Annotated in this window: 10 protein-coding genes; 9 read left to right on the top strand and 1 reads right to left on the bottom strand. The window is 38.3% G+C overall.

What is annotated here, in order from left to right; genetic code table 11:
- Nucleotides 1-253 precede the first annotated feature (253 nt).
- From WJN01_RS07350 to WJN01_RS07390, 9 genes are all read left to right on the top strand, one after another.
- A complete protein-coding gene (locus WJN01_RS07350; protein WP_445196504.1) occupies nt 254-3,112 on the top strand; it encodes a glycoside hydrolase family 2 TIM barrel-domain containing protein in 2,859 nt (952 codons plus the stop codon).
- Nucleotides 3,113-3,265: 153 nt separating this feature from the next.
- The gene (locus tag WJN01_RS07355) at nt 3,266-4,408 is read left to right on the top strand and encodes a glycoside hydrolase family protein (RefSeq protein ID WP_445196505.1); all 1,143 of its coding nucleotides are present in this window, start codon (nt 3,266-3,268) and stop codon (nt 4,406-4,408) included.
- The gene (locus WJN01_RS07360; protein ID WP_445196506.1) at nt 4,395-7,679 is read left to right on the top strand and encodes a glycoside hydrolase family 2 TIM barrel-domain containing protein; all 3,285 of its coding nucleotides are present in this window, start codon (nt 4,395-4,397) and stop codon (nt 7,677-7,679) included. The genes WJN01_RS07355 and WJN01_RS07360 overlap by 14 nt, the downstream gene beginning before the upstream one ends.
- Before the next feature lie 77 nt (nt 7,680-7,756).
- Nucleotides 7,757-11,065: a glycosyl hydrolase gene (locus WJN01_RS07365; protein WP_445196507.1), complete on the top strand. Its 3,309-nt coding sequence runs from the start codon at nt 7,757-7,759 to the stop codon at nt 11,063-11,065.
- Nucleotides 11,055-12,491: a sialate O-acetylesterase gene (locus WJN01_RS07370; protein ID WP_445196508.1), complete on the top strand. Its 1,437-nt coding sequence runs from the start codon at nt 11,055-11,057 to the stop codon at nt 12,489-12,491. Before WJN01_RS07365 ends, WJN01_RS07370 begins: the two co-directional genes overlap by 11 nt.
- A gap of 7 nt (nt 12,492-12,498) precedes the next feature.
- Nucleotides 12,499-14,820 (top strand): DUF5703 domain-containing protein, encoded by a 2,322-nt coding sequence (locus WJN01_RS07375; protein ID WP_445196509.1) that lies wholly within the window; start codon nt 12,499-12,501, stop codon nt 14,818-14,820.
- Complete coding sequence (locus WJN01_RS07380) at nt 14,821-17,295, top strand: pectate lyase family protein (protein ID WP_445196510.1); 2,475 nt, start codon at nt 14,821-14,823, stop codon at nt 17,293-17,295.
- A 5-nt stretch (nt 17,296-17,300) separates the two neighbouring features.
- Nucleotides 17,301-19,316, top strand: coding sequence for an aceric acid hydrolase (locus tag WJN01_RS07385; RefSeq protein WP_445196511.1), 2,016 nt, complete (start codon nt 17,301-17,303; stop codon nt 19,314-19,316).
- 17 nt (nt 19,317-19,333) lie between these two features.
- Nucleotides 19,334-21,115 (top strand): L-fucose isomerase, encoded by a 1,782-nt coding sequence (locus WJN01_RS07390; protein ID WP_445196512.1) that lies wholly within the window; start codon nt 19,334-19,336, stop codon nt 21,113-21,115.
- A gap of 98 nt (nt 21,116-21,213) precedes the next feature.
- Here WJN01_RS07390 and WJN01_RS07395 read toward each other — a convergent pair whose 3' ends face one another.
- Nucleotides 21,214-22,698: a sodium:solute symporter family protein gene (locus WJN01_RS07395; RefSeq protein WP_445196513.1), complete on the bottom strand. Its 1,485-nt coding sequence runs from the start codon at nt 22,696-22,698 to the stop codon at nt 21,214-21,216.
- Nucleotides 22,699-22,700: the final 2 nt, after the last annotated feature.

The following is a 22,700-nucleotide window of genomic DNA, read 5'->3' on the forward strand; positions in this document are numbered from 1 at the left end:
ACTAATCTTAAAGGGGCAGAACATATTGGTTTGTATCTTTTTTATACCATTTATTTATGGATGTTTATTGTTTTAAGCGTTTTAGAAATTAGATTTTTTGTTTTGAATAAAGGAATATTTAAGAATAATAGCTTATCTATAAATGGATGGTTTTTTATGATTTTTGTTTGTTCTTTTACTTTGATTGTTTGGAATATGATTGCTTTACACAGCTCTAATTGAGATTAATAACAAGTTTTTAAAAATGAAAAAAATGAACAAGTTTATCAATAAACTCTCTTATTTTTTAGCCGTTGTAGGTTTTTCAGCAATGGCGCAAAACACCGAAATTCAATATTTATCGGGAACCGGATATCAAGACACCAAAGAATGGGAATTTAAAGTATCCGACGGCCGAAAAAGTGGCGAGTGGAGTACCATTAACGTACCTTCGGTTTGGGAACAGGAAGGTTTCGGGAAATATCAGTACGGTATCCGTTTTTACGGAAAGCCGTTTCCAGATGGGATTGCCGATGAAGTTGGCGAGTACAAATACAAATTTACTGTACCAAAAGAGTGGGAAAACAAGCGTATTAAAATTGTGTTTGATGGCTCGATGACCGATACCAAGGTTCGAATCAACGGGCGCTCTACAAGCGACGACGAACATCAAGGGGCGTTTTATAGGTTTAAATACGAAATCACTGATTTGCTGAAATTCGGAAAAGAAAATGTACTGGATGTTACCGTCAGCAAAGAATCGAAAAACGCAAGTGTTAACTTAGCCGAACGTCGTGCTGATTACTGGAATTTTGGGGGTATATTCCGTCCGGTGTTTTTAGAAGCACTTCCGCCAACACATATAAATTATGCTGCTTTAAGGGCGGAAGCCGATGGTTTGTTTGAGGCTAATATTTTCGTTGGAAATGCAGTTAAAGATATGTCAGTTGAAATAAATATTTTTGATGAAAAAGGGAAGAAAATTGGTAATACTCTTAAAGCTGAAGGTGTTGTTGGCTCAGATAAAATTCATGTGTCAGGACAATTTGGTAATGTAAAACAATGGACTGCCGAAACCCCAAACCTTTACAAGGCTGATATTAAATTATTAAAGGCTGGTGAATTGGTGCATCAAATTTCCGAAACTATTGGTTTTAGAACCATTGAAATAAGAGAAGGTGATGGTATCTACGTAAACGGCCAACGAGTTTTAATGAAAGGGGTAAACCGCCATAGTTTCTGGCCAGAATCGGGCAGAACTTTAAACACCGAATTGAATTATGCTGATGTTCGTTTGATTAAAGAAATGAACATGAATGCGGTGCGCCTATCGCATTACCCACCAGACCCAGATTTTCTTAAAGCTTGTGATGAGCTTGGACTATATGTAATGGACGAATTAGGCGGATGGCACGGCCATTACGATGATGCTGTTGGAAAAAAATTGGTAAAAGAAATGGTTACGCGCGATTTAAATCACCCAAGCATCATTTTTTGGTCCAACGGAAATGAAGGTGGCTGGAACACCAATTTAGATAACCAATTCGATATTTGGGATTTACAAAAACGTCCTGTTTTGCATCCGCAGCAAGAACATAACGGTGTTGAAACCATGCATTACCGCTCGTATGGTGAGACGTTGGAATATTTTAGAGATGATAATATTTTTATGCCTACTGAATATCTGCATGGATTATATGATGGTGGCCATGGAGCAGGATTTGATGATTACTGGGAAATCATGCGCAAGCATCCTCGTGGTGGAGGAGGCTACCTTTGGGTTTTTGCTGATGAAGGTATTGTCCGAACTGACCAAGATGGACGTATCGACAACCAAGGCAACTATGGTGCCGACGGTATAGTTGGTCCACATCACGAAAAGGAAGGCAGTTTCTTTACGGTAAAAGAGGTGTGGTCGCCGGTGATGATTATGAACAATCCAAAATTACCAACAGATTTTGATGGAACATTTAACATTGAAAACCGTTACGATTTTACCAATACCAGCACTTGTACATTCGAGTGGGAGTTGGTAAACTTTGCTTCATCATTAAAAAACGGAAAGGAAATCCGCAAAAGCTTCGAAAAAGGAACTGTAAAAGCACCAAACATTGAACCCCACGGTGACGGTGAGTTGAAATTGGATTTACCGAATAGTTGGCAAAGTGCGGATGTGCTGTATGTAAAAATCACGGATAAAAACGGACATGAATTATGGACATGGGATTTTACTTGGGATAAAAAAGTAGGTTTAAAATTAACTTCTGGAAAAGTAAAACTGGATGAAACTGATGAATCCTATACCGTTTCAGCTGGAAAAACTCAAGTAAAGATTGATAAGGCGTCTGGTAAATTAGTTGAGGTTCAGCAAAATGGAAGCACGATTAGTTTTGCCAATGGGCCAAAAATAATCATGGCGCGTCGTGGAGATAGAACCTTGGATGGTACTGTAAATCCAGATTTCTTAAAAGGAGAAGACCGAATTTACAAGGAATTTGATTGTTGGGATGACGAGGTGAATTGTTCTGAAAAATTGTTGAATATTTCAGCCAAAGAAGAAAAAGGAAAAGTGGTTGTAGAAGCCAATTACCACGGAGTTCTTCAAAAGGTAATTTGGACCATTGATGGAGAAGGATTAATCCAGTTGGATTACGAATACGAATATAACGGCGTAGTAGATTTGGCGGGTATGTATTTCGATTATCCCGAAGACAAAATGACATCTAAAAAATGGTTGGGTGATGGGCCGTATCGTGTTTGGCAGAATCGTTTAAAAGGAACCACTTTAGATATTTGGGAGAATAATTACAATGACCCGATTCCGGGCGAATCGTTCGAATATCCTGAATTTAAAGGCTATTTCAATAACTGGCAATGGGCAGAATTTACTACAGAAGAAGGTAAAATTTATATTGAAAATAAAGGAACAGATACGTATTTGGGTGTTTATTCTCCGAGAGATGGTCGTGATGCATTGTTGTATACAATCCCAAATACAGGAATTGCTGTTTTGGATGTAATTCCGCCAGCCAGAAATAAAGTTAATGCTACTGATTTATGTGGACCTTCATCACAACCAAAATGGTTAAATGGATTGCAAAAACGTACGGTGTATTTAAAATTTGATAAATAAACACGTCATTACGAGGAGCGCGAAGTATGAGCGACAAAGTAATCTCATAAATAAATGTATGATTGTTTCACTTCTTTCGCAATGACAAAAACAATTATCTGTTTCGGTGTCACACTGAGCGCAGTCGAAGTGTTTTTAAAAATATAGGGTAAAATGAAATCAAAAAATATATTTCAAATAGTTGCAGTAATCGGCTTTTTAGCTTCAATGGTAGCTTGCGTTTCGAAACCAGAAAAACCAATAAAACGCGAAATCACTGATGCTGTAATGCAAGAGATTCATAACGAAATTAAAACGCCCTACAAATACGGATTGGTGATGGTACCAACAGATAACTCCTATAAAATGGATTGTCCGAGTATCTTTAGAAAGGATGATAAATGGTACATGACCTATTTAATTTTTGAAGGTCGCGGTTACGAAACATGGTTAGCAGAAAGTGATGATTTATTGAATTGGAACCACTTAGGAAAAGTGATGTCCTTTTCAAAAGACACGACGGAATGGGACGTAAACCAAAAAGCTGGATATATCGCTCTACAAGACCCGACTTGGGGTGGTTCATATGCATGGGAACCATATAACAACAAATATTGGATGAGCTATTTTGGAGGAAATACCACAGGCTATGAAGCAGGTATTTTATCCATGGGAATGGCTTATACAGATGAATTGCCAACCTATCCACATGAATTTAAACGATTAGATAAGCCTGTGTTATCACCTCACGATTCCACGGTAAAATGGTGGGACAATAGTACCATGTACAAAAGTTCGGTTATTCGCGATTTTGATAAAGAAACCGGGCATGAATTCATTATGTATTACAATGCTCGTGGCGATAGTATCAATCCTGCCAAAGGGGCTGAACGTATTGCTATGGCGGTTTCCAATGACATGAAACATTGGGAACGTTTTGGCGATAAACCGTTAATCAATCATCATCGAGGAATTTCGGGAGATGCCTACATTCAACGAATTAACGATACTTGGGTAATGTTCTATTTCGGTGCATTTTGGACGGGTTGGGACCAAGGTGCCTTTAACCGTTTTGCGGTTTCTAACGATTTGACGCATTGGAAAGACTGGGAAGGCGACAATTTAATTGAATCATCAGAACCATATGATGACATGTTTGCGCACAAATCTTTTGTTATAAAACATAACGGAATCGTTTACCATTATTATTGCGCCGTAAACAAAGCGGGGCAACGCGGTATTGCCCTGGCAACGTCAAAAGATATAGGAAAAAGCGATTTACACTTTGTAGCCCCACCAAAAGATGAAGAAAAATAAACTCATATTATTCTTGGCATTAGGATTGTCGTGTTTGCTGCATGCACAAACGGTTACAGGCGAACCTGCCGGAATTCCAGAAACACCAAAGAAGTACCATTTTGCACCATGGGAAGACCCCTTGGTTACGAGTATCAATAGGCAACCAGCAAGAGCAACGGCATACTCCTATAAAACTGTTGGAGATGCTTTGGAAGGCAACCGTGAGAAGAGTCGGTTTTTGTCTTTAAATGGCGAATGGGACTTCAAATATTCGGTAAACCTTGATACAGCACCTAAAGATTTTTATAAAAAGGAAGTTGAAAATTGGGATAAAATTGAAGTGCCTTCCAATTGGGAATTAAAAGGCTATGATATTCCTATCTATAAAAGTGCCGTGTATCCATTCCGACCAATAAACCCGCCATTTGTTCCAAAGGATACGAATGGTATTGGTTCTTATCAAACAAAATTCAAAGTACCAAGTGAGTGGCAAAAGAACATGGTCGTAACGCTTCATTTTGGTGCAGTGAGTTCGGCATTTCAAGTATGGTTGAATGGTGAATTTTTGGGCTATGCTGAAGATAGTTGTTTGCCATCGGAATTTAATGTTTCACCCTATTTAAAGGAAGGTGAAAACGTTTTATCTGTGCAAGTAATGCGCTACAGCGATGGTGCTTATTTGGAAGACCAAGACCATTGGCGCATGAGTGGCATTCAGCGTGAAGTGTTCATCATGGCAGAGCCGAAGTTGCACATCCAGGATTTCTTTTATCAAACCAAATTGGATAAAAATTATGAAGATGCCATTTTTCAACTTCGACCAAAACTGGAAAACCTAACGGGCGATACCATTAGAAATGCTGCTTTTGAGTTTCAACTATACAACGACAAAAATGAACCTCTTTTTGAAAAACCAATCGATACTCTGGCAAAAGCGATTGTAAATGAAAGTTATCCTAGATTGGATAATGTGCGTTTTGGATTTTTTGAAAAGAAGATTGAAAATCCAAAAAAATGGAGTTCTGAAGAACCGAATCTATACACATTGGTGATGACCTTGAAGGATGAAAACGGAAACATTTCCGAAGTTAAATCCTGTAAAGTAGGCTTCCGTTCAATTGAATTCTCTAAAGAAAATGGTAAACTACTTATCAATGGGAAAGAAACTTATGTTTATGGTGTAAACCGTCACGACCATCATTCTGTCCGCGGAAAAGCTTTAACGCGTCAAGATATTGAGGACGATGTAAAAACCATCAAGAGATTCAATTTTAATACCATTCGAACCAGTCATTATCCTAACGACCCCTATTTTTATGAGTTATGCGATACATATGGAATTATGGTGATGGATGAAGCTAACTTGGAAACGCATGGTTTGGGTGGAAAATTAAGTAACGATGCACAATGGACACCTGCTTATGTGGAGCGTATGAGCCGTATGGTAGAGCGCGACAAAAATCACCCGAGTATTATTTTTTGGAGTTTAGGTAATGAAGCGGGTAAAGGGCCAAATCATACAGCTATGGCAGCTTGGACACATGATTTTGATATCACAAGACCAATTCATTATGAACCAGCACAAGGAAATCCACGTTTAAAGGGTTATATTGATGAACGCGACCCAAGATACCCTTCAACGGGCGACCATGCTCATCGTTTTGAAAATCCACAAGATGAACCTTATGTGGACATCGTGAGCCGTTTTTATCCAGGTGTTTTTACGCCTAAATTTTTGGTGGACAAAAATGCAGATATACGCCCTATTTTGTTTGTAGAGTATTCACATTCTATGGGGAATTCTACTGGAAATTTAAAAGAACTTTGGGACGAATTTAGGTCATTACCACGAATCATTGGTGGGTGCATTTGGGATTTTAAAGACCAAGGTTTATTGAAAGTTGATGAAAAATCAGGAAAAGAATTTTATGCCTATGGCGGCGATTTTGGTGAAAAATTGCACGATGGTAATTTCTGCATCAATGGTGTTGTTGCCTCAGATGGGAGACCAAAAGCTGCCATGTACGAAAACAAATGGGTGTATCAACCTGTGACTTCAAGTTTAAATGTTTATGAACTGACCATGAAAAATCGTCAGAGCACAAAGTCCTTAAAAGATTATATTCCAGTACTTCAAATTTTGGAAAATGGTTCTGTCATAAAAGAAGAAATATTGAGTCCGTTTGATTTGGAAGCTGGAAAAATGACCGTTTTAAATGTAAAACGATACCTTCCTAAGTTAAAGGCGAATACTGAGTATTTCCTTAATATAAGTTTCAGACTTTCAAAAGATGAATTGTGGGCAAAAAAAGGATTTGAGGTTGCTATGGACCAGTTTTCACTGAAACCAAAAGAAAAGATTAATTATTCTTCAAAAGCATCCAAAGATTTATCAATTTCTGAAACAGACAAACATTATGAAGTCAACGGAACAGATTTCAACATCAAAATAGATAAAGAAAATGGAGCTTTAAGTTCATATGTGTTTGAAGGCGAGGAACAAGTATTTGCACCGTTATTGCCAAACTTTTTTCGGCCTTTAACTGATAACGATGCTAAGGGTTGGAAGCCCCACAAAGTGTTAAAGCAGTGGTACGTTAATGAACCGAGTTTAACTTCGGTAAAAACAGAAGAATCTGGAGATGATATGATTATTGTTTCAAAGTACGAAATGATGAAAGATAGAGCCCATGTAAAAATAACCTATAACATTAAACCCGATGGCATCATAAAAGTCGATTATGAGTTAAAAGTTTCAACCGATTTACCAAACATTCCTAAAGTGGGGATGCAAATGGGAATTAAGGATGATTTTAGACAAATTTCATGGTATGGTAAAGGCGAAAAGGAAAATTATGTCGATAGAAGTTTTGGTTTCCCGATAGGGCGTTACAGTTTGCCTTTGCAAGATTTTATGGAGCCTTATGTTCGTCCTCAAGAAAATGGCAACAGAATCGAAGTAAGGTGGTTGGCCAGCACTACAGAGAATAAAAATGAAGGCCTTTTAGTGGTGGGTAATCAACCGTTGAGTATGAGCGTTTGGCCGTATACTGAAGACAATATCAACGAAGCCAAACATACTTACGATTTAAAAGAATCGGGATATTTAACCTTAAATATCGATTTGATTCAAATGGGAATTGGTGGTAACGATAGTTGGTCGCCAGTTGGAGCACCGATGGAAAAGTATCAGATTCCTTCCAAGGATTATGAATATAGTTTTTACCTCGTGCCATTCAAATTGAACAAAAATGGTTTAAACAAAACACTCAATAAATTTCAATATTAATGCGGGTTAAAGCGCTACATATCGCTCTTTTTTTGCTTGTTTTTGAAGTATCTTGCAAGAAAGTACAAAAAAATGATATGGCTTATTTTGAGCCAACTGAGGATAGCGCCAAACCTTGGGTATATTGGTATTGGTTAAAAAGTGCCTATTCAAAAGAAGGAATTACGGCTGATTTGGAGGCTATGAGACAGGCAGGAATTCAAGGGGCCTATTTAATGACCATAAAAGGACCAGGTGATGAGCCCTTGATAAATCCTCCCATAGTTCAATTGAGTAAAGAATTTTGGGAATTGGTGCATTGGGCATTAACTGAAGCTGATAGATTGGGGCTAAAGATAGCGTTTCATCCAGCTGATGGTTTCGCGGTGGCAGGTGGCCCATGGATAACTCCACAACTGTCCATGCAAAAAGTGGTCTGGGCAGATACGATTGTGAATCATTCTGAGTTAAAAAACCTAGAGTTGCCAATTCCAATTCATTACGAAGACTATTATAAAGACATTGCAACCTTCGCTATTCCTGTTAAAGAACCTTTTAAAACCTCTATAGAACTTCAGCCAAAAGTAACGACATCCGATGGTGAATATGCCAATTTTTTAACGGATAATTCAAAAGTGGAAACTCAGTTAAGAATGTCTGAACCGGGCTATATTCAATATGAATTCAAAAACCCTTTTCATTGTAAATCCATTCAAATTGAAACTAAGGGGAATAATTATCAAGCACATCGTTTGCTTGTTGAAGTTAGTGATGATGGTGTTAACTTTAAAAGTCTTGGAAGATTGGAAACACCGCGTTCGGGTTGGCAAGACACTGATGCTTTTTACACGCATAGTTTGTCGGCAACTGCCAAATATTTCCGATTTGTTTACAATCCGGAGGGTTCCGAACCTGGTGCCGAAGATATTGATATGGCAAAGTGGAATTCACCTTTTAAAGTCACCAAAATCATTCTTTCTGAAGAACCTAAAATTGATAACTATCAAGGAAAGTCTGGTGCTGTTTGGCGTATCAGTTCTCGAAACAATAAGAACCAGATTCCAAATTCAGACTGCGTTAATATGGAACAAATAGTGAATATTTCACAATTTGTAGATACCAAGGGCAATCTAAATTGGGAAGCGCCCCAAGGCAATTGGCGTATCATTCGTTTTGGACATACATCAACTGGGCATGAAAATGCCACTGCTGGAGGCGGACGAGGTTTAGAAGTAGATAAATTCAATAAAGATGCTATTCGTTTTCAGTTAAACCATTGGTATGGGGAAATGCGTCGTGTTGCAGGCGAAGAATTGGCGGAGAAAGTAGTTGAGATTCTTCATATGGATAGTTGGGAATGTGGCAGCCAAAATTGGTCGCCCCTGTTTAGAGAGGAATTCAAAAACCGTCGGGGTTACGACATTGTGCCCTACTTGCCTCTTATGGCGGGAATTCCATTGGATAACATTGAAAAATCTGAGGTGATTCTATATGATGTTAGAAAAACCATATCCGAATTAGTTGCCGATAATTTTTTCGGAACATTGAAAGAGGAAGCAATAAAAACAGGTGTGAAGTTCAGTACCGAAAATGTTGCACCAACAATGACTAGTGATGGTTTGCTGCATTTTAAATATGTAGATTATCCGAGCGGTGAATTTTGGTTTAGAAGCCCAACGCACGACAAGCCAAACGATATGTTAGATGCCATTAATGGCGGCCATATTTACGGTCGAGATATTATTCAAGCTGAGGCTTTTACCCAACTTAGAATGGATTGGGACGAGCACCCCGGAATTTTAAAAACTATGGCCGATAGAAATTATGCTTTGGGCATAAATCGATTTTTTTACCATGTATTTGTGCACAATCCTTGGTTGGATAGAAAACCAGGTATGACTTTAGACCCGATTGGCACCTTTTTTCAGCGTAATCAAACGTGGTGGGAACCGGGAAGTGCCTTTTTCGAGTATTGCAAAAATGTACAATTTCAATTGCAAAAAGGAAAACCGGTTATAGATTTTGCGGTGTTTACAGGTGAAGACATTCCCTCGCGCTCTGTTTTGCCAGATAGATTAGTGTCCTTTATACCAAATGTTTTTGGAGGGGCTCGTGTGGCTTCAGAAAAAATACGTTTGGAAAATATAGGTCAACCCATAGCAAGAATGCCCAAAGAGGTAAAATATTCTAAAAACAGTACCGATTTATCCCATTGGGTAAATGCGTTAAATGGCTATAAATATGATTCTTTTAACAGTGATGTATTGCTGAATGCCGAAGTAAAAAACGGTAATGTCGTTTTCAAAAATGCATTAGAATATAAATTTTTGGTTTTTCCAGATCATCGAAAAATGATGCCTACCAACATGATGTCTTTGGCTGTAGCAAATAAAATCTTGCAGTTAGTAAAAGATGGAGCCACCATTCTAGTTGGTGAAAAGCCTAAAGCTATTACAGGATTTAAAACAGATAAACAAGAATGGCAATTGGTTGTTGACGAACTTTGGTCGGGCAATGGAGAAAAACTATGGCCATTAGGAAAAGGAAAAGTGATTCAACTTCCTTATTTAGGAAATGATTTTTCAGAATTGGGTGTTGAACCAAATGTTTTGGTAAATAAAAAGGATGCTGGTACTTTGGCATGGACAGAGCGCCAAATGGAGGAAGAGTCCATCTATTTTTTGTCAAATCAAAAAGAGGAAACGCAAATGTTAGATGTTTCGTTTAGAGTGATTGGGAAAGTACCAGAATTATATCATCCTATTTCAAATGAAACCAAAGTTTTGGAAAATTGGAAAGTTGAAAACGGCCGAACCATCATTCCGTTACAATTTCAGCCTAATGAAGCCTATTTCATCATTTTTAAGGAAGGTTCAAATAAAAAGGTTTCACTGGGAAAACCGAATTGGTCAAGTTTTGAAACATTAGAAACTTTAAATGAAAATTGGATGCTTCAGTTTGATAACCATTTCAACGGGCCTTTAAAACCAATCGAAATTAATGAGCTATTCGATTGGGGTACATCAACAAACGATAGTATTAAATACTATTCAGGAACAGCAACTTATTCCAAAGCCTTCAATTGGGATAGTCATTCAAAAGATGATTTGTGGTTGCAATTTGAAGACATCAATAACATTGCTGAAGTAACATTAAACGGAACGTCTTGTGGAATCATTTGGACGTATCCGTATCTAACAAACATTTCTGAAGCCATAAAAAAAGGTGAAAACAACCTGGTTGTAAAAGTGACAAATACGTGGGCCAACCGATTGATTGGCGATGAAAAACTACCAAAAGACAAGCGTTTAACATGGACAACGGCTCCTTATAGATTGGATGATACTATGATGGTAAAGTCCGGATTATTGGGTGCTGTACAAATAATAAAAGAAAATGAAAAATAGATTAGTAACTACCTTAATATGTTTTTTCTGTATTTTAAGCATATATGCAGAAATAAAACTTCCCGCATTATTTACAGATAATATGCTGCTTCAGCAGAACATGGAAGCACCTATTTGGGGTTGGGGAACAAAAAATGAAATGCTTCAAATTACCACATCATGGAATTCCAAATCTTATGAGGTAAAGGTTGATAAAAATGGAACATGGCATACAAAAATTAGTACGCCAAAAGCTGGTGGAACCTATAAAATAATTATAAAACAGGGTTCAGAAACCAAAACAATCAATAATGTTTTAATAGGTGAAGTTTGGCTATGTTCTGGACAATCTAACATGGAAATGCCATTAAAAGGTTTTCCTGGGCAACCTGTAAATGGAGGTAATGAAGCCATTGTTGATTCAAGAAACAACAATATTCGATTTATAAGTGTGCCGCGTTCTACCGTTTTAGAACCTAATGATGATTTTGAAGGCCATTGGCAGATTGCTTCGCCACAAACCACGGGCAATTTTAGTGCTACGGCTTGGTATTTTGGGTCGCTGCTTCAAAAGGTTTTGAATGTTCCTGTTGGCTTGATAGAAGTATCTTATGGTGGATCGAATGTTGAAGCTTGGATGAACGCAGAAATGCTTAAAGATTTTGAAAGTATTATTATCCGTAAAAAGAAAGAAGACTTTGTTGAAGCGCCAAACCGTGAGGCAACTACCTTATTCAATGGAATGCTTTCTCCAGCGATTGGTTATGGCATTAAAGGTGCCATTTGGTATCAGGGTGAATCTAATCGAGACAGGCCATTTCAGTATAGAGAGTTGTTCAAAAAAATGGTGGGTAGTTGGAGAACGCTTTGGAATCAAGGTGAATTTCCGTTTTATTTTGTTCAAATAGCCCCTTTTGACTATTCGCGCTACCATGTGAAGGATTGGAAAGAAAAATATAATTCAGCCTATTTACGGGAATCCCAATTAATGGCTTCCAAAGAAATTTCCAATTCTGGAATGGCAGTAATTATGGATGTTGGTGAAAAAGATAACATCCATCCAGCCAACAAACAAGCAGGCGGACAGCGATTGGCTTATTTAGCTTTGGCAAAAACCTATGGGATTGAAGGTTTTGAATATGAAAGTCCAGAATTTAATGCCATGGAAATTAAAGGAAGCACGGTAATTGTATCGTTTAACAATGTTCCAAATGGCATTACTTCATACAATAAAGAAGTAAAAGGTTTTGAAATTGCAGGTGAAAATAAAGTGTTTTATCCAGCAACTACGGTTCTGAGAAACAAATCGGTTATGCTTTCATCACCCAGAGTGGAAAAGCCTGTAGCTGTAAGATATTTGTTTAAAGACTTTACAAAAGCTGAAATTTTTAGTGTTGGTGGCTTGCCCATGTCTTCTTTTAGAACCGATAATTGGTACGAAGACTAAATTTATTATGAAGCATAGATTTGGTTATATTCTTATAATTTTAACGCTTTCTGTAAAGGCGCAAATACCTGTGCTTGAAAATTACAACCAAATTTGGACAACACAAAGCACAAATGCCTCAGAATCCATGCCCTTGGGTGGCGGAGACATAGGCATGAATGTTTGGGTTGAAAAAGGCGCTTTGTATTTCTATTTTTCGCGAAGTGGAACTTTTGATGAGCATAATACTTTATTAAAATTGGGTCGAATAAAAATTGAACTTTTTCCCAATCCGTTTAAAGATAATGAAGGTTTCCATCAAGAATTGGTGCTAAAAGATGGTTACGTCAAAGTGGCCCAAAATAGAACAGAGGTTAAACTATGGGTTGATGTTTTTTATCCAGTAATTCATGTAGATATAAAGAATGATTCACCAATTACAATAAAAGCATCCTACGAAAGTTGGCGATATAAAAACAGAGCGGTTTTGGGTAGGGCTAACAATGCCAATTCTTACAAATGGGCGCCACAAGGTGAAATCATTACCTATCAAGATTCCATCGATTTTGAAAATAATGGCGTTAAATTTTATCACAGAAATAGGGAGCAAACTGTTTTTGATGTTGCCGTTAAACAGCAACAAATGGAGTCAGTTAAAGACGAGATGATGAATCCTTTAAAACACCTAACTTTTGGTGGTTTTATGATTGGTGATAACCTGAAATCTGCTGGAACTTACCAAGGGGTTTATCAGGATACAGATTTTAGAGGGTACAGTTTAGAAAGCGTTAAACCTTCAAAAAAACATAAGCTGAAAGTTCACCTTTATACCAATCAATCAGATGATTTTAATGATTGGAAGGATGGCTTAAATCAAAGTCTATCTGCTTATAAATCCCAAGAAAAAAAGGTCGAAAAAAGCACAATAACTTGGTGGAACGACTTTTGGAAAAGAAGTTTTATTTATTCAAAATCACAAAACGATTCGGTATACCAAATGGGGCAAAATTACCAGTTGTTTCGGTATATTTTAGGCTGTAATGCCTATGGCGAATACCCCACAAAATTCAATGGTGGATTGTTTACTGTTGACCCCGTTTACACCAAAGAAGACCATCCATTTACGCCCGATTTTAGGAACTGGGGCGGTGGTACCATGACGCAGCAAAACCAACGTTTGGTATATTTTCCCATGCTAAAAAGTGGCGATTTTGATATGATGCCATCACAATTGGATTATTATTTAACACTTCAAAAAAATGCAGAATTGAGAAGCAAGGTTTATTGGGGCCATGAAGGTTCTGCATTTACGGAGCAACTTGAGAATTTTGGTTTGCCAAACCCTGCGGAATATGAATGGAAACGTCCCGAAGATTACGACCCAGGTATGCAATATAACGCTTGGTTGGAATATCAATGGGACACTGTTTTTGAGTTCTGTAAAATGATGCTTGAATTGAAGAAATATGCCAATGTAGACGTTAAAAAATACAATGAGTTCATTTTAAGTTGTCTTCGTTTTTTTGATGAACATTACCAATATTTAGCGCAAAAGAGAGGTAGAAAAATGTTAGATGCCAATGGTCATTTAATTCTATATCCTGGTTCGGCTGTTGAAACCTATAAAATGGCATACAACGCCAATAGTACGATTTCAGCACTAAAAGTGATTTCGGAAAAATTGTTGAAGGTGTCTTCAGAAGATTTGTTAGAAGATGATGTTGCTTATTTAAAGGAATTTCAAAAACGCATTCCGCCTTTAAATTTCAGGGAAATAGAACATCAAAAGGTGTTGTCCCCCGCAAAATCATGGGAGCGTATCAACAATACTGAGGCAGCTCAACTGTATCCAGTATTTCCATGGGAAATTTATGGATTGGGTAAACCCAATTTGGAAGTGGCTCAAAATACCTATTTTTTGGATGAAGATTTACTCAAATTTAGAAGTCACGTTGGTTGGAAACAGGACAATATTATGGCCGCCCGATTAGGGTTAACAGAAGAGGCTTCAAAGTACACGTTGCTAAAAATGGCAAATTCGGGCCGACGTTTTCCCGCCTTTTGGGGACCTGGTTTCGATTGGGTTCCAGACCACAATTGGGGAGGCTCCGGCATGATTGGTATGCAAGAAATGTTGCTACAGGAAGCTAATGGAAAAATACTTTTGTTTCCAGCATGGCCAAAAAACTGGAATGTTCATTTTAAACTGCATGCTACCCAAAACACAACTGTTGAAGCAAGACTAGAGAACGGGCGTGTTTCCATTTTAAGTGTTGTACCCGAAGAGCGGGAAAAAGACATCATAAATTTGTTGGAATTCAGTAAAAAAGAAAAAGTAAAATTGAAGTAAATGAAAATGATAAAATCTTTTTTAATATACATATTAATTGGGGTTATTGCCATATCCAATGTGCAATGCCAAGAAAATAAGGCCGAAAAACAAACGATAAAAGTGGATTTTGATTTTTCAGGAAGACGTTTATCCGAAGTTCATGACCCGTTATATCAATCTTGGGTAATCAATGAGGGAATTAAAGCTGAAAAGTCTTTTGGTGGTGTTTCGGTTAAACTCAACGGAACATTAAATTCTAAATGGTTTAAGGTAGGCATGAGCGCACCGCATTACGGTCAATTAATCAGTGATGGGCTAGTGGTAACTGATAGTTTGGAATTCAAAATAAGCGGATTAAAACCCGGTATACATACACTATTGACCTTTCACAATACTTTTGATAAAATTGAAGGATATGATTTTCCAGATTATAAAATCTACGTTAATGGGGAACTTTTAAAAACAGTTCATCCTAGTAATAGAGTATTTTCTAAAGCTAAAGCCGCTACAGCTTATCTAAAATTTGATGTTAAGGCGAACAAAGATGTGGTTATTCAGTTTAAAATGGATTTAGGAAAAGAGCAATGGCATAATACGTTTTTCTACAAGCAATTAGTCATCAACGGATTTGAAATTGATACACCAGACATCAAAAAGCAAGCCAATACGCCGTATCCAGAAAATGCCGATGAACATGTTGTTGTTAAAGGACCACTGACATTAAAATGGGATGCCCCGGAAGGAACAGAAACAAATCATCTGTATTTTGGTGAAGATAAGCAAGCGGTTAAAAAAGCTGATAAAAATTCTATTCAGTACAAAGGAAAATTGACTCAAAAATCATTTGAGGTGAACGACCTGTATAGCATGACCACCTATTATTGGCGTGTGGATGCGGAGGATGCAGAAGGTGAAATAACCGAGGGCAATGTATGGTCATTTAAACCTTCCCAGTTGGCTTTTCCTGGAGCTGAAGGTTATGGCCGATTTGCCATTGGAGGCCGTGGTGGAAAGGTGGTTGAAGTTATCAATTTGAATGACGATGGACCAGGAAGCTTGCGCGATGCCGTTACTCAAGACATAGGTCCAAGAACTGTAGTATTTAATGTTTCAGGAAATATTGAATTAAAATCTCGATTGGTCATCAGCCAACCATATATTACAGTGGCGGGACAGACTGCGCCAGGCGATGGCATCACAATTACCAGAGCCCCAGTAGGTTTGACTGGAGACGATGGTGTTGTTCGGTTTCTGAAGGTTAGAATTGGCTCAGGAACAACATTTGACGGCATGGGGCTAACGGGTGCTAACCACAGTATTATAGACCATTGCTCCATTAGTTGGACGATTGACGAGTCGTTCAGCTCGCGTGGAGCGCATAATATAACCTTACAGCGCACATTGATTTCCGAAGCACTAAATGTTGCAGGTCATGACAAATACGAAGGAGGAAAAATGCATGGATATGCCGCAACCATTGGGGGTGATATTGGGAGTTTTCATCATAATTTATTGGCACATAACTATGGGCGTAACTGGAGCATGGGAGGCGGTTTGAATGGTGATGGTTATTATTCTGGACGATTGGATATAAGAAATAACGTGGTTTATAACTGGGGACATCGAACTACCGATGGAGGTGCCCACGAAGTGAATTTTGTTAATAACTATTATAAACCAGGTGCGTCAACCGATATTTTCGTAGCACTGACCGCTGACCACGAAGGAGTGGGTAAAGGAAGCCAACGTTACTTTTTTGAAGGCAATGTGATGCCTGGTTATTTTGATGTCGAAACCCAAGAAAGAGGTAGACGTTCAAAGATAAAAAACAATGAAATAGTTGATTACGAAACTTTTGTTGAAAATCCATTTTTTGAATCGTTTGTTGAAATGCAATCGGCTGTTGGCGCTTATAAAAATGTGTTGTCTGATGTTGGTGCGAACCAACCCAAATTAGACGAACACGATAAACGGATTATTGACGAAACACTAAAAGGAACCTGGTCTAAAAAGGGAAGCAAAAGTGGTTTGCCAGGTATGGTTGATACGGAATTGGACGCTGGGGGCTTTCCTATATATCCAAGTGAAACAAGACCAGATGATTGGGATACCGACCGTGATGGCTTGCCCAATTGGTGGGAAGAAATACACGGTACCAATATTAATTCTCCAAAAGGTGATTTTTTAGATTCAAACAAAGACGATGATAAAGATGGGTTCACCCAACTGGAAGATTACCTAAATTGGATGGCTCAACCACATTACTTTATGTCTTCCGATGAAACTTTAAATTTTGATATTTCACAATATTTCAAAGGTTATGAAAATAAACCTATATATAGTTTTTCGGAAGTAAATAATGGAGAGGTAAAAATAAATGAGGGTAATTTCGAATTTCAACCATCCAAAAAGGGTTTGGCTTCGTTCAATATTAATGTTAAAGACGCCGAAGGTGATAGTATGATGCGATTGATTAATGTATTAGTAAATTAAAACAGATGAAAAGAAAGATTTTAATAACAGCAATTGTAATATTCAATGCCATTTCGTTTGCACAAAATAAAGGGTTAACTGCGAATTTAGAGAGTCCGCATGCCAAACTAAAAAGTTTGGATTTGCAAGATGTTATTTGGACAGGTGGTTTTTGGAAAGAGCAATTTGATGTTGAATCCCAAAATACTTTACCGTATATGTGGGAACTTTATCATAACGATAGCGTGAGTCACGCCTATGCCAATTTTAAGATAGCCGCAGGTTTGGAAAAGGGCAAACACGCAGGTCCTTCGTTTCATGATGGTGATTTTTACAAAATTATGGAAGGTATGGCATCAACCTATGCCGTTACAAAAGATTCCGAATTGGATAAACAAATGGACGAAGCCATTGACATGTTCGCGAAAGTACAGCGAGCAGATGGCTATATAAATACACCTGTTTTAATTGAAGAACGTTGGGGGACGTTGGGCCCAGACGAACTCAAAAAACAATTAGGTTTCGAAAAATATAATATGGGGCATTTAATGACGTCGGCCTGTGTTCATTATCGTGCTACCGGAAAAATCAATTTTCTGGAAGTGGCCAAAGGTGTTGCTGAATTTTTGTATGATTTTTATAAAAAGGCATCACCAGAACTGGCTAGAAATGCTATTTGTCCGTCTCATTATATGGGCATTGTTGAAATGTACCGCACTATAAATGACCCGCGTTATTTGGAACTCGCCAATAACTTAATTGATATTAGGGGAACCACTAATGATGGTACCGACGACAATCAAGACAGAATTCCATTTAGGAAACAAACTACAGCCATGGGGCATGCCGTAAGGGCCAATTATTTATATGCAGGTGTTGCCGATTTGTATGCTGAAACCGGTGAAGAAAAACTCATGGAAAATCTAGAGTCCATTTGGGAAGATGTTGTTTACCGTAAAATGTACATAACTGGCGGTTGCGGTGCTTTGTATGATGGTGTTTCTCCTGATGGAACGGTTTACGACCCGTCTTATGTTCAAAAAATACATCAAGCCTATGGGCGTCCATATCAATTGCCAAACGCAACTGCCCATACAGAAACTTGTGCCAATATTGGTAATGTGCTTTGGAACTGGCGCATGTTGCAGCTTACAGGAGATGCTAAATATACCGATGTCATGGAATTAGCTTTCTATAATAGTGTTCTGTCCGGAGTGAGTTTGCAAGGCACTGAGTTTTGCTACAACAATCCTTTAAATGTTTCGGACGATTTACCCTTCAAACAACGTTGGGGGCATGAGCGTGAAGGATATATTGCCTGGTCCAATTGCTGTGCGCCTAATGTGACTAGAACGTTGGCTCAGGTAAACAATTATGCTTACAATATTTCGGAAGAAGGGTTGTATGTTAATCTATATGGAAGTAATCATTTGAAAACTGAAACTTCAAAAGGCGAAAACATTGAAATGGAACAACAAACCAATTATCCATGGGATGGGAAAATTCAGTTAAAAATTATGAAAGCACCAAAAAAGGAATTTTCAATATTTCTAAGGATTCCAGGGTGGAGTGAAGGTTCAGAAATTAAGATAAATGGCAATTCTTCCAACGAAAGCATAATTTCTGGAAGCTATTCAAAATTAAAAAGAAAATGGAAAAAAGGGGATGTTATTGAATTGAACATCCCAATGCCCGTGCAATTAATGCAGGCCAATCCTTTGGTTGAAGAAACCAAAAATCAAGTGGCCGTAAAACGTGGGCCTATTGTATATTGTTTAGAAACTGTCGACGTTCCTGTAAAAGTTAGCATCAATAATATTTCATTGGATGTGAATTCTGAATTATCTCCTAAAAAATTCGACCTCAATGGTAGAGAAGTTATGGGTATAAATGCAAAGGCATTTGTTGAGGAAACCAATTGGGAGAAAGCATTATACAAACCGATAAGCAAAATCAAAGAACAAATAGACATTCAATTGGTGCCTTATTATACATGGGGAAATAGAGGCAATGGCGAAATGACCGTTTGGATGCCTTACTAAACTATAAAATTAAAACTATGAAGTTTAAAACTTTAATTGGGGAATTGCCCAAAATTGGAATTCGTCCCGTAATTGATGGTCGTTTGGATGGCGTACGTGAGTCACTTGAAGATACAACTATGAATATGGCTAAAAACGCTGCCAAATTTTTATCTGAAAATTTAAGACATGCCGATGGGGGCCTCGTGGAATGCGTCATTTCTGATACTTGCATAGGCGGTGTGGCGGAAGCCGCGGCTTCCGCTGATAAATTTGCCAGAGAAGGTGTTGGTGTGAGTTTAACGGTAACACCTTGTTGGTGCTATGGTAGTGAAACTATCGATATGAATCCGCTAATTCCTAAAGCCATTTGGGGTTTTAATGGTACTGAGCGCCCCGGAGCTGTTTATTTAGCCGCTGCTTTGGCGGGGCATAACCAAAAAGGGCTTCCGGCCTTTGGTATTTACGGTCGTGATGTCCAGGATATTGGGGATACCAATATTCCAGAAGATGTACAAGAGAAATTATTGTCGTTCGCAAAAGCGGGATTAGCGGTAGCCACCATGAAAGGTAAATCGTATTTGTCAATGGGTTCTGTTTCTATGGGCATTGCGGGTTCTATAATCGATGCTGGTTTCTTTGAAAGTTATTTGGGCATGCGTTGTGAGAACATCGACATGTCTGAATTCATCAGAAGAATAGAACAGGAAATTTACGATAAAGAAGAATACGAGAAGGCATTAGCTTGGGCAAAAGCAAATTGTAAAGAAGGCAAAAATTACAATCCACCAGAAAAAGTAAAATCTAGGAAAGTACTTGACGCTGATTGGGAATTTGTGGTTAAAATGGCACTTATTGGTCGCGATTTAATGATTGGAAACCCCAAGTTAAAGGAACTAGGTTATGCTGAGGAAGCCTTGGGAAGAAATGCCATTTCTGGAGGTTTCCAAGGACAGCGGCAATGGACAGACCATTTCCCGAATGGCGATTTCATGGAAGCTATTCTCACCTCTTCCTTTGATTGGAATGGCATCCGACAGCCTTTTATGTTTGCTACCGAAAATGATAGTTTAAATGGTATTTCCATGCTATTTGGTCATTTGCTGACTGGGGCAGCACAAATATTTAGCGATGTACGCACCTATTGGAGTCCAGAGTCGGTAAAACGTGTGACTGGGCATACACTGACAGGGGATGCATCTAACGGGTTTATACATTTAATAAATTCAGGAGCATCAGCCTTAGATGGCACTGGTGAACAGACCATTAACGGAAAACCAGCCATGAAGCCTTGGTGGGACATTACCGAAAATGAAGTAGAAAAATGCCTTGAAAACACCACTTGGGGTCCTGGTATGTTAGAGTATTTTAGGGGTGGGGGCTATTCATCCACCTTTAAAACCAAAGGTGGTATGCCTGTAACCATGTGCCGCATCAATATTGTAAAAGGTATTGGCCCCGTTCTGCAAATTGCCGAAGGGAAGACCATAGACCTACCGGAAGATGTTCACAATACATTAAACGAGCGTACAAACCCCACATGGCCAACCACTTGGTTTGTGCCAAATTTAACAGGCAGCGGGCCGTTTAAGGATGTGTACAGTGTTATGGCCAATTGGGGTGCCAACCACGGGGCGTTTACCTATGGACACATAGGTGCCGATTTAATCACGTTAGCCTCTATGTTACGCATTCCCGTAAATATGCACAATGTTCCTGAGGATAAAATTTTCCGTCCGAGTGCCTGGGCGTCGTTTGGCATGAATAAAGAATCTTCCGATTATCGAGCATGCGCCACCTATAAAGCACTTTATAGGTAAATATATTCTGAATGGTATCCTGCTAACAGGCAAGGTCAAGCTTTAATCCTCAACACAAGAAAAGAGGTTTCAATTTTAATTGAGGCCTCTTTTTTATTTTATAAAAGAACAATGTTATCTTTAGGTTTTATCAAAGAAGCTGCTAAAAAACCAACCAAGAAAATAGCAATGGTACCAAATACAATGGTTAAATAGGTATGGAACGATGCACCAATACTGTCTGGACCAAAAATCCGTTCAGAAACCGTTAACCATACAATGACCAAAATACCGGCAAACATCCCTATTATGGCACCGGTTGCATTTTTTGCATTGGTGAAAATTCCCAAAAGGAACAAACCGAGCATCCCACCACTAAAAATAGACGATAATTTCCACCAAGCATCCAATGCGCTTTTTACGTTAATCATTGCTATGGCTATGCCGATGCCGATAATGCTAATTATTATTGATGAAATATAAAGTACTTGCATGCGCTTTTTCTCAGAAGCATTTTGCCTGAAATATTTGTTGTAATAATCAGTTAAAAATACGGTTGCAGAACTGTTAAAGCTGGTGGAAATGGTACTCATGCCTGCTGCAAAAATCGAAGCAATCAGCAATCCTGTTATGCCAGCGGGGATTGCATTTACAATAAAATATGGAAAAACTCGGTCGGCTTTACTTATATCTTGCAAAGCTTCAGGAAGTACTTCAGCAGAATTGTAATACGCAAAAAGCGATGTGCCAATAAAAAGAAATAAGGCAGAAATAGGCAAATAAATCAGCCCACCTACTAAAGCAGAACGTTGTGCTTCCTTATCTGATTTTAATACCATATAGCGCTGGACATAATTTTGGTCGATACCAAAGTTTTGAAGATTGATAAAAACGCCATAAATCAAAACAACCCAAAAAGTTGGCTCAGATAAATTAAAATCAAAACTTCCAAGACTAAATTTGTTATGCTCAGCAGCAATATTAAATATTTGCAACGGACCTTCGGGCATACTAAAAAACATAAAGGCAATGCAAACCAATGCCCCAACAATTAAAATAATACCCTGTATGGCATCTGTCCAGAGCACGGCGCTAATACCACCAAGCATGGAATAGGCGGCTACTATTAAACCAGTAAAAACAATAATGGTGGTAATATCCCACCCCGTTATGGCATTTAGTGTAAGTGCAAGCAAATACAATATAGTGCCAATGCGCATAAGTTGCGTTAACAAATAGCACACCGAAACATAAATACGTGCCCACGGACCAAAGCGCTGTTCCATAAACGTATACGCTGACGGACTATTGATTTTTCTATACAATGGCACAAAGTATTTTACTGCAATTAATGTGGCAATAGGTAGCGATAAGCTAAAAACCAAGGCATTCCAGTTACTTTGATAGGCATTACCGGGAAGTGCCAAATAGCTAATACTGCTCACAAAAGTGGCAAAAATAGACATGGTAACCACCCAACTAGGTATATCGTTGTTTCCTAGAGTATAAGAAGAAGATGTTTTGTTTTTTTTAAAGAAAGAACCGCCAAATAAAGCAATACCCGCTATGTAAACAAAAAATACAATGATGTCGAGTGTGTTCATTA

The organism is Tamlana sedimenti (assembly GCF_038148895.1).
Taxonomy (GTDB): Bacteria; Bacteroidota; Bacteroidia; order Flavobacteriales; family Flavobacteriaceae; genus Tamlana.

Bases quoted from the DNA above. Each gene is read 5' to 3' on its own strand.
- WJN01_RS07355 (WP_445196505.1), top strand. From the start codon at position 3,266: ATGAAATCAAAAAATATATTTCAAATAGTTGCAGTAATCGGCTTTTTA.
- WJN01_RS07395 (WP_445196513.1), bottom strand. From the start codon at position 22,698: ATGAACACACTCGACATCATTGTATTTTTTGTTTACATAGCGGGTATT.
- WJN01_RS07365 (WP_445196507.1), top strand. From the start codon at position 7,757: ATGGCTTATTTTGAGCCAACTGAGGATAGCGCCAAACCTTGGGTATAT.
- WJN01_RS07380 (WP_445196510.1), top strand. From the start codon at position 14,821: ATGAAAATGATAAAATCTTTTTTAATATACATATTAATTGGGGTTATT.
- WJN01_RS07370 (WP_445196508.1), top strand. From the start codon at position 11,055: ATGAAAAATAGATTAGTAACTACCTTAATATGTTTTTTCTGTATTTTA.
- WJN01_RS07350 (WP_445196504.1), top strand. From the start codon at position 254: ATGAACAAGTTTATCAATAAACTCTCTTATTTTTTAGCCGTTGTAGGT.
- WJN01_RS07385 (WP_445196511.1), top strand. From the start codon at position 17,301: ATGAAAAGAAAGATTTTAATAACAGCAATTGTAATATTCAATGCCATT.
- WJN01_RS07390 (WP_445196512.1), top strand. From the start codon at position 19,334: ATGAAGTTTAAAACTTTAATTGGGGAATTGCCCAAAATTGGAATTCGT.
- WJN01_RS07360 (WP_445196506.1), top strand. From the start codon at position 4,395: ATGAAGAAAAATAAACTCATATTATTCTTGGCATTAGGATTGTCGTGT.
- WJN01_RS07375 (WP_445196509.1), top strand. From the start codon at position 12,499: ATGAAGCATAGATTTGGTTATATTCTTATAATTTTAACGCTTTCTGTA.